The organism is Duganella violaceipulchra (assembly GCF_019166075.1).
GTDB lineage: Bacteria > Pseudomonadota > Gammaproteobacteria > Burkholderiales > Burkholderiaceae_D > Rugamonas > Rugamonas violaceipulchra.
On record NZ_JAHTGR010000009.1, the window covers coordinates 137467 to 151963 of the forward strand.

Annotated in this window: 11 protein-coding genes and 1 riboswitch; of the genes, 5 read left to right on the plus strand and 6 right to left on the minus strand. The window is 66.4% G+C overall.

Features of this window, described 5'->3' with window-relative positions; translation table 11 throughout:
• Nucleotides 1-179: 179 nt before the first annotated feature.
• The gene (locus KVP70_RS17960) at nucleotides 180-2330 is read left to right on the plus strand and encodes a CehA/McbA family metallohydrolase (protein WP_229224904.1); all 2151 of its coding nucleotides are present in this window, start codon (nucleotides 180-182) and stop codon (nucleotides 2328-2330) included.
• Between the two features lie 6 nt (nucleotides 2331-2336).
• Here KVP70_RS17960 and KVP70_RS17965 read toward each other — a convergent pair whose 3' ends face one another.
• Both KVP70_RS17965 and KVP70_RS17970 read right to left on the minus strand, forming a co-directional pair.
• Entirely contained in the window at nucleotides 2337-2582 is a 246-nt protein-coding gene (locus KVP70_RS17965; RefSeq protein ID WP_217943568.1) for a PEP-CTERM sorting domain-containing protein, read from the minus strand.
• A 108-nt stretch (nucleotides 2583-2690) separates the two neighbouring features.
• Nucleotides 2691-3266 (minus strand): TMEM165/GDT1 family protein, encoded by a 576-nt coding sequence (locus tag KVP70_RS17970; protein WP_217943569.1) that lies wholly within the window; start codon nucleotides 3264-3266, stop codon nucleotides 2691-2693.
• Nucleotides 3267-3287: 21 nt separating this feature from the next.
• Nucleotides 3288-3464: riboswitch (yybP-ykoY riboswitch) on the minus strand.
• An 87-nt stretch (nucleotides 3465-3551) separates the two neighbouring features.
• On the opposite strand from KVP70_RS17970, the gene KVP70_RS17975 reads away from it, so the two are divergent.
• Both KVP70_RS17975 and KVP70_RS17980 read left to right on the plus strand, forming a co-directional pair.
• Entirely contained in the window at nucleotides 3552-5396 is a 1845-nt protein-coding gene (locus KVP70_RS17975; RefSeq protein ID WP_217943570.1) for a M1 family metallopeptidase, read from the plus strand.
• Nucleotides 5397-5398: 2 nt separating this feature from the next.
• Nucleotides 5399-6985: a serine hydrolase gene (locus tag KVP70_RS17980; RefSeq protein WP_217943571.1), complete on the plus strand. Its 1587-nt coding sequence runs from the start codon at nucleotides 5399-5401 to the stop codon at nucleotides 6983-6985.
• Between the two features lie 12 nt (nucleotides 6986-6997).
• On the opposite strand, the gene KVP70_RS17985 is transcribed toward KVP70_RS17980, so the two are convergent.
• Nucleotides 6998-8737, minus strand: a complete 1740-nt coding sequence (locus tag KVP70_RS17985; protein ID WP_217943572.1) for a GGDEF domain-containing protein — start codon at nucleotides 8735-8737, stop codon at nucleotides 6998-7000.
• A 201-nt stretch (nucleotides 8738-8938) separates the two neighbouring features.
• Between KVP70_RS17985 and panD the strand changes: the two genes are divergently transcribed.
• On the plus strand, nucleotides 8939-9295 hold the full coding sequence (gene panD / locus KVP70_RS17990; protein WP_026334859.1) for an aspartate 1-decarboxylase: 357 nt from the start codon (nucleotides 8939-8941) through the stop codon (nucleotides 9293-9295).
• A 96-nt stretch (nucleotides 9296-9391) separates the two neighbouring features.
• Here the strand turns inward: panD and KVP70_RS17995 are convergent, their stop codons facing one another.
• The gene (locus KVP70_RS17995; RefSeq protein ID WP_217943573.1) at nucleotides 9392-9940 is read right to left on the minus strand and encodes a Crp/Fnr family transcriptional regulator; all 549 of its coding nucleotides are present in this window, start codon (nucleotides 9938-9940) and stop codon (nucleotides 9392-9394) included.
• 306 nt (nucleotides 9941-10246) lie between these two features.
• On the opposite strand from KVP70_RS17995, the gene KVP70_RS18000 reads away from it, so the two are divergent.
• Nucleotides 10247-11866, plus strand: coding sequence for a methyl-accepting chemotaxis protein (locus tag KVP70_RS18000; protein WP_217943574.1), 1620 nt, complete (start codon nucleotides 10247-10249; stop codon nucleotides 11864-11866).
• A 35-nt stretch (nucleotides 11867-11901) separates the two neighbouring features.
• Here KVP70_RS18000 and aqpZ read toward each other — a convergent pair whose 3' ends face one another.
• The gene (gene aqpZ, locus KVP70_RS18005) at nucleotides 11902-12594 is read right to left on the minus strand and encodes an aquaporin Z (RefSeq protein ID WP_217943575.1); all 693 of its coding nucleotides are present in this window, start codon (nucleotides 12592-12594) and stop codon (nucleotides 11902-11904) included.
• A 94-nt stretch (nucleotides 12595-12688) separates the two neighbouring features.
• Nucleotides 12689-14251: a response regulator gene (locus KVP70_RS18010; protein WP_217943576.1), complete on the minus strand. Its 1563-nt coding sequence runs from the start codon at nucleotides 14249-14251 to the stop codon at nucleotides 12689-12691.
• Nucleotides 14252-14497: the final 246 nt, after the last annotated feature.

Below are 14497 nucleotides of genomic sequence, written 5' to 3' on the forward strand. Positions count from 1 at the left end.
ATCATCGTTACAACGGCGCGGAAAATTAACTCCGCGCCGTTGTCGCGTGCGGCCCCAGTCGCCATCGCATTTATTCCAAAGACCTCTGAATAGCCAAGTAAATTCGAATTGGTTCGTCATCTTCCTGTCATGCATAGTTGCCAGAATTTTGGATTCCCAACCGCAGAGAGAAAGAAGTGATGAACAAATCTAAGATGCTGTCCCGGCTCGCGATGATGTTGATTTTGTCTTCCGGCGTGATGGGCGCGGTCCACGCGTCCAAGGCCGACCACCATGAGTTCGAAGCCACGCTGCACGCGCCGTTCGCCGCCGACGGCGCCGATCAGGAACGGCCGGAAGCCCGTACCTTCAAGCTCGCCTTCGACTTCCCCCTGCTCGAGCGCGAGCAGGACGTGCAATGGCGCCTGGAGCTGGTCAGCCCCGACGGCGTGGTGGTGCAGCAGTGGCAGGGCGTGCAGCGCATCGCCGGCAAGCCGGTCGACGTCAGCATCGCCTGGGACGGCCGCGCCGACGGTTTGATCCTGACCGACGGCGTCTACCTGGCGCGCATGCAGGCCGTCACCGGCGGCGAGACCGTCGAGCAAAGCTGGGACATCGCGGTGGGCCACAACCCGGCGCAGGCCATGCCTGCCTTCAAGGCGCTGCCGACAATGCATTCCGCGGCGCGCGCCAATGGCCGCGTGGTGCAGGGCGCCGTCGCCGCGACCGCGTCGCTGCCGTACACCGTCTACCTGGGCAACCTGCACAGCCAGACCAACCACAGCGACGGCGGCGGCCCGCTGGGCAGCTGCACCGGCGCCCAAGCGCCGCAAAGCGCGGCGCTGGGACCGGCCGACGCCTACCAGTATGCGATGAACAAGGGCCTCGATTTCCTGATGGCCTCCGAGCACAATCACATGTACGACGGTTCCGACAGCACCAACGCCGCGGCCGATCCGGCCGTCGCCAAGGCGCTGTTCCAGTCCGGCCTGACCGCCGCCGCCAACTTCAACAGCGCGCACGCCGGTTTCCTCGGCATGTATGGGCTGGAGTGGGGCGTGATCAACAACGGCGGCCATATGAACATCTTCAACACCACCGAGCTGCTGGGATGGGAGAGCAACGGCAGCGGCCAGCTGATCGCCGACACGCTGACGCCGAAGAACGACTACGCCACGCTGTACACGCTGATGCGCCAGCGCGGCTACGTGGGCCAGTTCAACCATCCGGAATCGTCGGGCCAGTTCCTGGTCAACGGCACGGCGCTGGGCTACACCGCCGACGGCGACCAGGCGATGGCGCTGTGCGAAGTGCTCAACACCTCGGCCTTCTCGACCAACACCAGCGAGACCGAGACCGGCCGCAGCACCTACGAAGGCGCCTGCAACAAGGCGCTGGAGGCGGGCTTCCACGTCGCCTTCTCCAGCGACCAGGACAACCACTGCGCCAACTGGGGCGCGTCCTACACCAACCGCACCGGCGTGCTGCTGCCGACCGGCACTTCGCTGAGCTCCGCCAGCATGATCGCCGCCATCAAGGCGCGCCGCGTGTTCGCCACCATGGACAAGACCTCGCAGCTGATCCTGACCGCCAACGGCCACGTGATGGGCGAGCGCTTCACCAACAGCGGCAGCTTGAACCTGGTCGCCAACTTCGCCAGCAGCAGCGGCAAGACGGTATCGACGGTGAAGATGTATGAGGGCGTCCCGGGCCGCAACGGCACGGTGACGCAGCTGTCGGCCACCGCCAGCACCACCATCACGCCGGCCGTGGGCGAACACTTCTACTACGCCAAGGTCACCCAGAACGACGGCAACATCCTGTGGTCGGCGCCGCTGTGGGTCACGCAGACCACCGGTGGCGGCGGCACCACGCCGCCCGCCGCCACGCAGCTGATCGTCAACGGCGGTTTTGAATCGGGCGCCTCGTCATGGACCGCGACGTCGGGCGTCATCAGCGCCGATACCAGCGAGGCCGCGCACGCCGGCAGCTACAAGGCCTGGCTGGACGGCTACGGCAGCGCCCATACCGACACGCTGTACCAGAGCGTGACGATACCGGCCGACGCCACCAGCGCCACCCTGGCGTTCTGGCTCAAAGTGGTGTCCGGCGAGTCCACCACGACCACCGCCTACGACACGCTCAAGGTGCAGGTGCGCAGCAGCGCCAACGCGGTGTTGGCGACGCTGGCGACGTATTCGAATCTGAACAAGGGCAGCACCTATGTGCAGAAGAGCTTCGACCTGTCGGCCTACAAGGGGCAGACGGTGAGGATATACTTCGAGGGTGTGGAGGGCACGACGGTGTCGACGTCGTTCCTGATCGACGACGTCACGCTGAACGTGCAGTAAGCCCGCTTACTTGGTCCACGGCTGTTCGCGCTTCTTGCCGCGGTGCGCGAACAGCAGCAGCACCGCTATGCCGAGCAGTATCAGCTTGTAGCTCACCGGCTCGGGCACCGATACCATATTGGGTTGGCTCGGCGCCGGCTTGACCGTCTTGACGGTGCTGGCGGCATGTGTGGCCACCAGTGTCGTCTCGGCGGCGTATGCCTGAACGCTCAACGCGGAGGCGCTCACCACCAGCGCCGCTATCGTGTTCATCAATCGCATTCCTTGCCCCTGTTAATAATCAAGTGACAAGCATAATAGATTGTTAATGCTTTTCGCTCCGTGCGGTAACACACGGAGCGAAGCAAAAAGTCCTTGACCTTACGCGCCGAGGCTGGAACCTGCACTCAGCAGCGTGGCCACGCCCAACACGGCAAACACCAGCGCGGCGACGCCATGCACCAGTTTGAGCGACACCCGGTGTGCGATCTTGTCGCCCAGGTAGACCGCCGGCACGTTGGCCAGCATCATGCCGAAGGTGGTGCCGCACACCACCGCCACCAGGCTGTCGTAGCGGGCCGCCAGCGCCACCGTGGCCACCTGCGTCTTGTCCCCCATCTCGGCGACGAAGAAGGCGATCAGCGTGGTCAGGAACACGCCGTACTTCGCCAGCGGCATGTCGTCCTCGTCGATCTTGTCCGGCACCAGCGTCCATGCGGCCATCGCCAGGAAGGACAGGCCCAGCACCCAGCGCAGGATGTCAGGGCCCAGCAGGCTGGTGATCCAGGCGCCGACGGCGGCCGCGAACGCGTGGTTGGCGATGGTGGCGACAAAAATCGCGGCGACGATGGGCAGCGGCCGGCGGAACTTGGCGGCCAGGCAGAAGGCGAGCAGTTGGGTTTTATCGCCGATTTCAGCGAGGGCGACGATGCCGGTAGAGACGAGGAAGGCTTCCATGGGTTTGAATGTAGTACGCGGGCCGGAACGATTAACCAATGATCCAGGCGCGACTCCGGCCCATCATGGCCGCACCTCGATCATGGTCTCGTCAAGTTTTTCAACCACCTGCACCACGGTCTGCGGACCGATTATGTTGACACAGGTTCTTGCACCGGGAAGGCGCAAGCCGACTACTCCCCACTAACGGCCCAAATGATAGCATAAGGTGCGCCGGTGTACACATCGCCGATACATGGCTATGCTATTCTGCTTCGCGCTTCGGACCACATTGAAAAGACCACCATGCCTATCAAAAAACCACTGTCCGCGTTCGTCCTGTCGGCCCTGATGACCTTGGGCGTCGCCCACGCCGATCCGTTGAGCTACGCGCGCTACGACCAGGTCCGCACCAGCGACCTGTATCTGGACCTGAAGGCCGACTTTGGCCACAAGACGCTGGCCGGCTACGCCGAGCTGACGCTGACCTGGATCGACCCGGCGGCCCGCACGCTGGTGCTGGACACGAACGAACTCAATATCGCCAAGGTGCAGGTGCTGAACCCTAACGGCCGCTGGAGCGCCGCCTCCTTCATGCTCGACAAGCCCGACGCCGAAAAGGGCAGGGCGCTGCGCATCGCGCTGTCGTTCCAGCCGCAGAAGGTGCGCGTGTACTACCGTACCGCGCCGTCGGCCGCCGCGCTGCAATGGATGTCGCCGCAGCAGACCATGTCCGGCAAGCGTCCGTTCATGTTCAGCCAGTCCGAGGAAATCAACGCCCGTTCGTGGGCGCCGGTGCAGGACACGCCGGCGGTGCGCTTCACCTACAGCGCCCGCATCGAAGCGCCGGCCGGCATGCGGGTGGTGATGAGCGCCGAGAACGACCAGCAATCGACCGGCGCCGGCGGCTGGAAATTCAAGATGGCGCAGCCGATTCCGTCCTACCTGCTGGCGATCGCCATCGGCGAGATCGACGTGCGCAACCTCGGCCCGCGCTCCGCCGTCTACGCCGAACCGGCGCGCATCGACGCCGCCGCCTACGAGCTGGCCGACACCGAGAAGATGATCAGCGCCGCCGAAGGCCTGTATGGCCCGTACCGGTGGGAGCGCTACGATATGATCGTGCTGCCGCCGTCGTTCCCGATCGGCGGCATGGAAAACCCGCGCCTGACCTTCCTCACGCCGACCATGATCGCCGGCGACCGCAGCCTGGTCGACCTGATCGCGCATGAACTGGCGCACTCCTGGTCCGGCAACCTGGTGACCAACGCCTCGTGGAAGCACTTCTGGCTCAACGAGGGCTTCACCACCTATGTCACCACCCGCATCGTCGAGAAGCTGTACGGCGAGGAAGTGGCGGAGATGAACCTGCAGGTGGAGCAGGAAGAGGCGCTGGCCTCGCTGCCGTCCATCCCCGCAGCCAAGCAGGCGCTGATCACGCGCGACGCCGACACCAGCGCCGCCAGCTACACCGACAGCGGCCTGGTTTATCCGAAAGGCGCCTGGCTGCTGCGCACCCTGGAGCAGCGCGCCGGCCGCGAGGTGTTCGATCCCTTCCTGCGCGGCTGGTTCGACCAGCACGCGTTCAAGTCCGCCACCACCGACGAATTCGTGGCCTACCTGAAGAAAAACCTGCTGGACGCGCATCCTGAAGTGATGGCGCCGGCGGAGCTGGACGAGTGGCTGTACGGCGCCGGCATTCCGGCCAGCGCCAGGCACGCGGCCTCGCCGCGCCTGGCCGCGCTGGATGCGCAGCGCAGCGCGTGGCTGAAGGGCGAGCTGTCGACCAGGGACTTGAACGGCAAGAACTGGATCGCGCTCGAATGGATGCACTTCCTGAACGATATCGACGGCAAGGCCAACGCCACGCAGCTGCGGGAGCTGGACCAGGCTTTCGCGCTGGGCAAGAGCGGCAACAATGAAATCGCCTACCGCTTCTACCTGGCCTCGATCAAGGCCGGCTACAACGTGCGCGAACCGCTGACCACTTTCCTGATGAGCGTGGGCCGCCAGAAGTTCGTGGTGCCGCTGTACACCGCGCTGCTGAAAAATCCCGGCGACCGGGAATGGGCCAAGTCGGTCTACGCCCAGGCGCGCGAGCACTATCATCCGGTCACCCAGGGATCGGTCGACAAACAATTCAAAAAATAACGATGCTCAAATTCTCCCGTACTTTTGCCGCCGCACTGCTGGTGCTGGCGGTGTCCGTGCCGGCGCTGGCCGCCGCGCCGGCCTACAACCTCGACGCCGACGTCAACCTGGCGCTGAAAACCTTCGACGTTCCCGGCATGGCGATCGCCATCGTCAAGGACGGCAAGGTGATCGCCGCCAACGGCTACGGCGTGCGCAAGCTGGGCGACCCGACCCCGGTGGACGGCAAGACGCTGTTCGAAGTGGCCTCCAACTCCAAGGCCTTCACCGCCGCCGCGCTGGCGATGCTGGTCGACGAGGGCAAGCTCGCCTGGGACGATCCTGTCACCAAGCACCTGCCTGATTTCCAGATGTTCGACTCCTACGTCACCGGCGCGATGACGGTGCGCGATTTGCTGACGCACCGCAGCGGCCTGGGTCTGGGCGCGGGCGACCTGCTGTGGTGGCCGACCACCAGTTTCAGCACCGACGAAATCATCGCGCGCCTGCGCTACGTGAAGCCGGCCACCAGCTTCCGCAACAGCTACGCCTACGACAACCTGCTCTACATCGTGGCCGGCAAGATCATCGCCGCCAAGGCCGGCAAGCCGTGGGGCGCGGCGATCCAGGAAGGCATCCTGGCGCCGCTGGCCATGAACGGCACCAAGACCAGCGTGGCCGAGATGCTGGCCACGTCCGACTACTCGGCGCCGCACAGCAAGATCAACGACAAGGCGGCCGTGGTCAAGCCGATGCTGGTCGAGAACGCGGTGGGCGCGGTCGGCATCAACACCAATGCCGAGGACATCGCGCGCTGGATGGCGATGCTGCTGGGCGGCGGCAAGCTGGAAAACGGCACGCAGCTGATCAGCGCCAAGCAGTTGGGCGAATTGTGGTCCGAGCAGACGCCGATGCGCATCCGCGAACCGAAACCGGCGCTGGCCGCGACCAAGCCCAACTTCGCGGCCTATGGCCTGGGCTTCAACCTGCGCGACTACAAGGGCCGCAAGATCGCCATGCACGGCGGCGCGCTGCAGGGCTTTTATTCGACGGTGCTGATGGTGCCCGAGGAGAAGCTGGGCATCGCCATCCTGACCAACGCCGAGAACAGCCCGGCGATGGCGTCGCTGTACTGGCGCATCCTGGACCAGTACCTGGACGTGCCGGCCAGCGACTGGATCAAGCTGTACGCCGACCAGGAAGCGGTGGCGCACAAGGAGGAGCTGGAGCGCCAGGGCAAGGAAGTCGGCGCGCGCAAAGCCAAGTCGACGCCGTCGCTGCCGCTGGCCTCCTACGACGGCGAGTATGAGGACCCGTGGTACGGCAAGGTGACCATAGGCGCCGAGGGCGGGAAGCACATCATGCGCTTCACCCGCACGCCGGACCTGACGGGGGAGCTGGAGCACTTCCAGCACGACACCTTCATCGTGCGCTGGAAGGAGCGCAACTTCAACGCCGATGCGTACGTGACGTTCGCGCTGAACCCGGACGCCAGCATCGAGCGCATGAAGATGGCGCCGGTCTCGATGGAGACCGATTTCAGCTACGACTTCCGCGACCTGAACTTCACGCCGGTGAAGCCGCCCAAGTCCGACAAGGTGGCGAAGTAAGCTAGTGGACCGCTAGACCTGGCTCTCGACCCGGTTGCGGCCGTTGTGCTTGGCGCGGTACAGCGCCAGGTCGGCGGCGTGGAACAGGTCGTCGAGCGCCGCGTGCGGGCCATGCGCCACGGCCACGCCGAAGCTGGCCGTCACCCGCAGGATGTGGCCGTCGGACAGCGTCAGCGGCTCGCTGGCGATCGCCTCCCGCAGCCGCTCGGCCAGCGCGCCCGCCGCCTCCAGCCCGCAGCAGGCGGGCATCACCACGAACTCCTCGCCGCCGTAGCGGGCGACGATCTCGCCGTCGCGCAGGCTGTCGCGCACCACGTCGGCGATGCGTATCAACACCTGGTCGCCGGCGTCGTGGCCGTAGGAGTCGTTGACCGACTTGAAGTGGTCGACGTCGAACAGGATCACCGCCAGCGTTTCATTACGCTCGCTGGCGCCGCGCAGGCGCAGGTTGCCGGCCGCCGTGAAGGCGCGCCGGTTCAGGATGCCCGTCAGGTAATCGGTGTCGGCGCGCACCTTGAGTTCCTCGATCAGGTGCAGCCGTTCCTGCTCGAGCCGCTGGCGGTCCATGCTGTTGGCGCGCAGCGTCGCCAGCGCGCGCAGCATGTCGCCGATCTCGTCGTCGCGGCGGGCGCCGCTGGGCGGCAGCGAGAAGTCGCCGTTGCCCAGCCGGACCACCGCGCGCGTGGCGCGCAGCAGCGGCACCACCACCCGCCGCCGCAAAATCAGCAGCAGCAGGGTCAGGGCCAGCAGGATGGCGGCGCCCACCAGCAGGGCCAGCATCAGCTCGTGCCGCGCGTCCTGGAAGTCGCGCAGCGCCTGCGCCTGCGCCTCTTCCAACAGCACGTCGCGCAGCGCCAGGATGGGCGACATGCAGGGCACGTAGCGTTGCGCGAACTGGCCGGTGTCCATGCCGTAGGGGCGGCCGGCGCGGCTGGCCAGCTCGACCTCGGTCACCAGGCGCTGGCCGGTGGCGAAGTACAGCTGGTCCATGCGCGCCACGGCCGCCAGCACGCGCGGCTCGGTGTCGATGTCGCCGCTGGGGATCTTGATCAGCTGGCGCAGCTGCTCGATGCGGCCGCGCAGGAATTGCAGGCGTTCGTGGTCGCTCTCGGTCAGCGGCTGGGCGGAGGCCAGCGGCACCGTCAGCGCCGAGCCGAGGCGGCCGGCGAACTCGCGCAGTTCGACCGTCAGGCGGGCCTTGGTCAGGATGCGGCCGATGCGGGGATAGACTTGTTCGGAGGCGCGCGTGTAGCCGGTCACCGCGTCGAGCGCCAGCGGCACCAGGCGGAACATGCGTTCGACCGTTTCGCTCAGCCGTTCCGGCGTGCGCTGGGCCGGTGGCAGCGCGGCCAGCTGGTCCACCGTCTGGCGCGCCGCGGCCAGCGCCTGGTCCAGCCGTCCCAGCGGCGCCAGCGGCAGGGCGCCGGCCAGCGCGGCGGGCACCGGCGCGGCGGCCAGTTCACGGCGCAGCTGCGCCAGCGCCTGGTCGGTGTCGGCGCGCGCGCGCAGCAGGCGCGCGCGGTAGGCCGGATCGGCCGGCACGTGGTCGCCCAGCACGGCGTTGACCGGACCCCGTTCGAAGGAGAGTTTTTCCGCGGCGATCATGGCGCGCTGCATCAGCTGCAGCGTGTGGTGGCCGCTGCCTGCGGCACGGTAGTGTTCCCACTCGCCCCACAGCAGCCGCCCCAGCATGCCGCACACCAGCAGCGCCAGCACGGCGCCGGTGAGGGCGAATAATCGGGTTAATCTCATTGCTGCCAACCTGCATTCCTATTTGCTAGCTGGCAATATGCCACAAAGCGTGGCGGCTGTGGTTGTTGGGCCGGCGGCGGCGGCGCGAAATGAGACGCGCTCGGCCGCTAATGGTAGGATGACGGCCTCGCGTCACGGCAGGGCTGTTTGTTATGATGCAAAGCTTAAATTTTTACCAATTGAGGGATGAAGAAGATGTCTATGCAACGAGTTATGCTGCGCTCCAAGCTGCACCGTGTGACGGTCACGCAGGCCGATTTGAATTACGAGGGTTCGTGCGGGATCGACCAGGATTTGCTGGACGCGGCCGATATCTGGGTCAACGAGAAGATTGAGTTGTACAACGTGAACAATGGTGAGCGTTTCGCCACCTACGCGATCCCTGGCCTGCGCGGCACCGGCGAGATTTCGCTGAACGGCGCCGCCGCGCGCCGCGCGCAGCTGGGCGACCTGCTGATCATCTGCACCTACGCGCCGATGACGGAAGAGCAGGCCCGCGACTACAAGCCGAAGGTCGTGTTCGTCGACGACAAGAACAAGATCAAAGGCATGAAATAAAAACACGGGGGTCAAGTCTGACATTCGGACACGAGCGCTGCCGTAACGCTAGATTACGGCAGCGCTCGTGTCCGAATGTCAGACTTGACCCCGATTTTATTTGGACGGCGCGCCGTCGTTGCGCAACAGCTGCGACATGTACTGCGGCGTGATGCCGAGGAACGATGCCACTACCTTTTGCGAGATGCGCTGCTCCAGCCCCGGATACTCGCGGCGGAACGCACTCAGCCGCCCCTGCGCCGGCGACGCGCTCAGGTAGCGCCGCCGGCTCTGGTCGATGATGCCGCGCTCCGATACCTTCAGATAGTAATCGCGCAACAGGTGGTTGCTGTGCGCCAGCTTGCTGATCTCCAGCCAGTCCAGCCGGTAGCCGTGCACCGCCGTCTCCGCCACCACGAAGTTGAGCGCCGGCTCGTCCTCGCGCGCGCGCAGCAGGTCGTCGTGCGCCGCCGCCGGTTCGCCGTCGGTCAGGAAGTGCAAGGTCACCTCGTTGCCGGTCTCGGTGATGAAGCCGGTGCGCGCCACGCCGCTGTGCAGCCACACCACGCTGTTGGCCAGCGCGCCGATGCGCTGCAAATACTCGCCCTTGCGCACGCTCACCGCCACCGCCAGCGGCGCCAGCATGCGCGTCACTTCGTCATACATTTCAGGAGTGACTTTGTAGCGGCGGGCAACAATTTCCCGGTACTTCGCTCTGTGTTCTAAGAATGCCTGGTTCATTTTTCGTGGTCGTCTTCATCCCGGCATGTAAATGGCCGTACATAACAGCCGGAAGTGTAAACGTTTTCTCAGTCCTCAACGCAATTTTTGTTGTGATTTGGAATGGAAAACGAAAATATATTTTAAACTTCAACTAGATGAATGGCGCGCCGGATTGGCGTTACCATGGGGGCGCAGCACGCCAGCCGGCGGCCACAGTCCGGCCTACCATGCAAGCCACGGGAGACTGCCATGAAGATCACCGACCTCAGCATAGGACGGCGTTTGTCCTTGGGCTTTGCTGTCATTCTTGCGATTCTGATACTGAACACCGGGCTGGGGATCTACCGCCTGCAGGGCGTGGCGGCCTCGACCCGCGCGATGATGGAGCTGCCGCTGGCCAAGGAACGCCTGATCGCCGACTGGTACCGGGTGGTGTTCGCCGGCATCCGCCGCACCACCGCCGTGGCCAAGAGCGCCGACCCGGCGCTGGCCACCTTCTTTGCCGACGAGGCCAAGACCTCGACCGCCTACGCCCAGGGCCTGATCAAGAAGATCGAGGAACTGGCCACCGACGACGACAAGGCGCTGATGGGCGACCTGGTCAACACCCGCAAGGCCTACGTCGCCGGACGCGACGGCGTCATGAAGGCCAAGGCCGCCGGCGACGCCGCCGAAGCCACGCGCGTGCTCGACCAGGTCTACATCCCGGCCGCCAAGGTCTACGAAACGATGTTGCAGAAAATGCTGGAGCACCAGCGCACCCAGATCGACGCCGCCGCCGCCCGCATCGACCAGGTGGCCCAGGACAGCCGCAACCTGCTGCTGGCGATGGCGGCGCTGGTGGTGGCCTTCAGCGTGGCGTTCGCCTGGTGGCTGACGGCCGGCATCACCCGTCCCATCAACGAGGCGGTGGCGCTGGCCGAATGCGTGGCCGGCGGCGACCTGGTCGACCACAGCGGCCACGCCGCCAGCGCCTACAGCCAGGACGAGCCGGGCAAGCTGCTGCAGGCGCTGCACCGCATGTCGGGCGGGCTGGTGCGCATCGTCACCGAGGTGCGCAACGGCACCGACGCCATCGCCACCGCCTCGGCGCAGATCGCCGCCGGCAACCTCGACCTGTCGGCCCGCACCGAGCAGCAGGCCGGCTCGCTGGAGGAAACCGCCTCGTCGATGGAGCAGCTGACCTCCACCGTCAAGCAGAACGCCGAGAACGCGCGCCAGGCCAACGCGCTGGCGGCCTCGGCCTCGGAGGTGGCGCAGCGCGGCGGCGCCGTGGTGTCGGACGTGGTGCACACCATGGCCTCGATCGACGCCTCGTCGAAGAAGATCGTCGACATCATCGGCGTCATCGATGGGATCGCGTTCCAGACCAATATCCTGGCGCTCAACGCGGCGGTGGAGGCGGCGCGCGCAGGCGAGCAGGGCAGGGGTTTTGCCGTGGTGGCGTCCGAGGTGCGCAACCTGGCGCAGCGCTCGGCCAGCGCGGCCAGGGAGATCAAGGCGCTGATCGACGATTCGGTCGGCAAGGTGGCGGCCGGCACGCGCCTGGTGGGCCAGGCCGGCAGCACGATGGAGGAGGTGGTGGGCAGCATCGGCCGGGTGACCGCCATCATGGCCGAGATCAGCAACGCCAGCAGCGAGCAGACCCATGGCATCGAGCAGATCAACAGTTCCATCACGCAGATGGATCATGTGACGCAGCAGAACGCCGCGCTGGTGGAACAGGCCGCCGCGGCGGCCGATGCGATGCAGGAACAGGCGGCCAAGCTGGCCGACGCCGTCAGCATCTTCAAGCTGGGCGACGCCGCGCCGAGGCGGGCAACCCTGGGGCGCAGCGTGGTGCGCCCGAGGCTGGCCGGCAGCCGCTGATTCCGGCCCAACGCGGCCGAAACCAGCGCAACGGTTTACGCTTTTTCCGGCGAGCCGATGAAGCGGTAGATCGCCGCGCCCAGCAGCGCGCCGGCGATCGGCGCGACCCAGAACAGCCACAGCTGGCTGGTGGCCCAGTCGCCCACGTATAGCGCCACGCCGGTGCTGCGCGCCGGGTTGACCGAGGTGTTGGTGACCGGGATGCTGATCAGGTGGATCAGGGTCAGGCCCAGGCCGATCGGCAGCGGCGCGAAGCCCTTCGGCGCGCGCTCGTCGGTGGCGCCCAGGATGATCAGCAGGAACATCATGGTCATCACCACTTCCGTCACCAGCGCGGCCAGCAGCGAGTAGCCGCCCGGCGAATGCGCGCCGTAGCCGTTGGAGGCGAAGCCGGCCATGACGTCGAAGCCGGGCTTGCCGCTGGCGATGGTGTACAGCACGCCGCCGGCGACGATCGCGCCCAGCACCTGCGCCACGATGTAAGGCAGCAACTTATTGGCCGGGAAGCGGCCGCCGGCCCACAGGCCGATCGACACCGCCGGATTCAGGTGGCAGCCCGAGATGTGGCCGATGGCGTAGGCCATCGTCAGCACCGTCAGGCCGAAGGCCAGCGAGACGCCCAGCAAGCCGATGCCGACACCGGGAAAAGCCGCCGCCAGCACCGCGCTGCCGCAGCCGCCGAGCACCAGCCAAAAAGTTCCAAAAAATTCCGCGCCGTATTGTTTCATGTGGTTCCCCATATCTTAGTAGTCAAATTTGCATCATTGTCATGCAACGTTGGCAATCTAACCGGGAAGCGCGCAAATGTCGAGCGCAGAGTTTTCAAGCGGACGGTAAACACAGCAGCAGGCGGGTGCGGGCGCTGTCGTCCAGGGCCGCCAGGGTGCCGCCCTGCACCTGCGCCAGCAGGCGCGCCGCGTACATCGTCAGCGCCGCCTCGCCGTCCGGCCGTTCGGCCTGGCCGTGCAGGCAGGCGCGCTGCGCCGCCGGCAGCACGCCGGCGTATTCCACCGTCAGCGCCCAGTTGCTCCCTTCCAGCGTGGCGCCCAGCACGATCGAGGTGCCGGCCGGCGTGTGCGCCGCCGCGTTCAGCAGCAGGTGTTCGAACAGCATGGCGCACAGCGCCGGATCGCCCAGCAAGGTGGCCGGCTGCGCCGGCAGCATCACCGGATGGGTGACGCCGATGGCGGCGGCGGCGTGCGCCAGCAGCGGGTTCAGCGCCACCGGCGCGGCCTGCGGCTGGCAGGCGCCCTGTTCGATGCGGCACAGTTCCAGCGACAGTCCGGCCAGCCGCAGCGCGCGGCGCGCCGCCTGGTCCAGCGCCTCAAGCTGGGCGCGCAGCGCCGGCGCCGCCGCCAGCGCCGGCTCGGCCATCAGCCGCTCGCTGGCGGCCAGCACCTCGGCCAGCGGCGTGGCCAGGTCGTAGCGGCTCAGGCGCTCGACTTCCTCGCGCAGCTGGGCGTTGTCGGTCACGGCCGAATTCTGCCGGCGCAGCTCGGCCATGGTGCCGGCCAGGCGCAGGTGGGTGCGCAGGCGCGCCTTGAGGATGGCCGGGTCGACCGGCTTGGTGACGTAGTCCACCGCGCCCAGCTCGAGGCCGCCGATGATGTCTTCCGCCTGGTCCTTGGCCGACAGGAAGATCACCGGGATGTCGGCGGTGGCCGGATCGGCCTTGAGCCGGCGGCACACCTCGAAGCCGTCCATCTCCGGCATCATCACGTCGAGCAGGATGATGTCGGGCCGGTGCACGGGGATGATCTCCAGCGCCTTCTTGCCGGAGATCGCCACCTTCACGCCGTAGCCGTCCTCGGCCAGCATGCCGGCGATCACCTTGATGTTGGTGGCGATGTCGTCCACCACCAGCACGGTGGCCTCGCGCAGCCGCTCCTCCAGCGGGCGCTCCATGCCGATCAGCGGCGCCGGCGCGCTGGCCACGGCGGCGCCGGGCAGGGCCGCGCGCCGCAGCGCCGCGCGGCGCGCGGCGGCGTCGCCGCGCGACTGGAACATGGCTTGCAGCTTGCTGTGGAAGGTGGCCAAGGTGAAGGGCTTGATCAGGCAATCGGTCACGCCGGCCTGGGCCGCCGCGCGCAAGCCGTCGCGGTTGGCCTCGCTGGGCAGCAGCATGAACGGCAGCTCGCGGTCGGAAAGATTGCTGCGCACCCATTGCAGCAGCTGCAGGCCGTTCATGCCCGGCATGTCGAGGTCGGAAATGACGGCGGCGATCGGCCGCTCGGCCAGGATGCGGCAGGCTTCCTCGCCGCTGCCGGCCAGGGAGACATTGACGAAGCCCAGGTCGGCCAGGATGCCCTTGACCACGGAGCGCATCTGCTGGTTGTCGTCCACCACCAGCAACGGCAGTGTAGGGTCGATATTCAAGGCGGGCATAGGCGGGTTCCAGCATGAAAGTAAATCGCCCGGCGGAAGGGGTTCCGGCAGGCGGTTGCGCGGGTGCAACAGGTGCGCGGGCAGCGGGCGCACAGGCGCACATCTTAACGTTAAATTATTTCTCTTCGGAAGCAATTTAAAGCGCTGTCGCGTAAAACAACCGATACAATTGAATTGCCACCTACATTGTGGCGCAGGCTGAGTTTCTGGGATACAGTTGGACTCACGGCATCCACCAAACGAGGT

Excerpts from the sequence above, each read along its gene's own strand:
- KVP70_RS17965 (WP_217943568.1), bottom strand. The coding sequence starts at position 2,582 with ATGAACACGATAGCGGCGCTGGTGGTGAGCGCCTCCGCGTTGAGCGTT.
- KVP70_RS17985 (WP_217943572.1), bottom strand. The coding sequence starts at position 8,737 with ATGAGATTAACCCGATTATTCGCCCTCACCGGCGCCGTGCTGGCGCTG.
- KVP70_RS17980 (WP_217943571.1), top strand. The coding sequence starts at position 5,399 with ATGCTCAAATTCTCCCGTACTTTTGCCGCCGCACTGCTGGTGCTGGCG.
- KVP70_RS17975 (WP_217943570.1), top strand. The coding sequence starts at position 3,552 with ATGCCTATCAAAAAACCACTGTCCGCGTTCGTCCTGTCGGCCCTGATG.
- KVP70_RS17960 (WP_229224904.1), top strand. The coding sequence starts at position 180 with ATGAACAAATCTAAGATGCTGTCCCGGCTCGCGATGATGTTGATTTTG.
- panD (WP_026334859.1), top strand. The coding sequence starts at position 8,939 with ATGCAACGAGTTATGCTGCGCTCCAAGCTGCACCGTGTGACGGTCACG.
- aqpZ (WP_217943575.1), bottom strand. The coding sequence starts at position 12,594 with ATGAAACAATACGGCGCGGAATTTTTTGGAACTTTTTGGCTGGTGCTC.
- KVP70_RS17995 (WP_217943573.1), bottom strand. The coding sequence starts at position 9,940 with ATGTATGACGAAGTGACGCGCATGCTGGCGCCGCTGGCGGTGGCGGTG.
- KVP70_RS17970 (WP_217943569.1), bottom strand. The coding sequence starts at position 3,266 with ATGGAAGCCTTCCTCGTCTCTACCGGCATCGTCGCCCTCGCTGAAATC.
- KVP70_RS18000 (WP_217943574.1), top strand. The coding sequence starts at position 10,247 with ATGAAGATCACCGACCTCAGCATAGGACGGCGTTTGTCCTTGGGCTTT.
- KVP70_RS18010 (WP_217943576.1), bottom strand. The coding sequence starts at position 14,251 with ATGCCCGCCTTGAATATCGACCCTACACTGCCGTTGCTGGTGGTGGAC.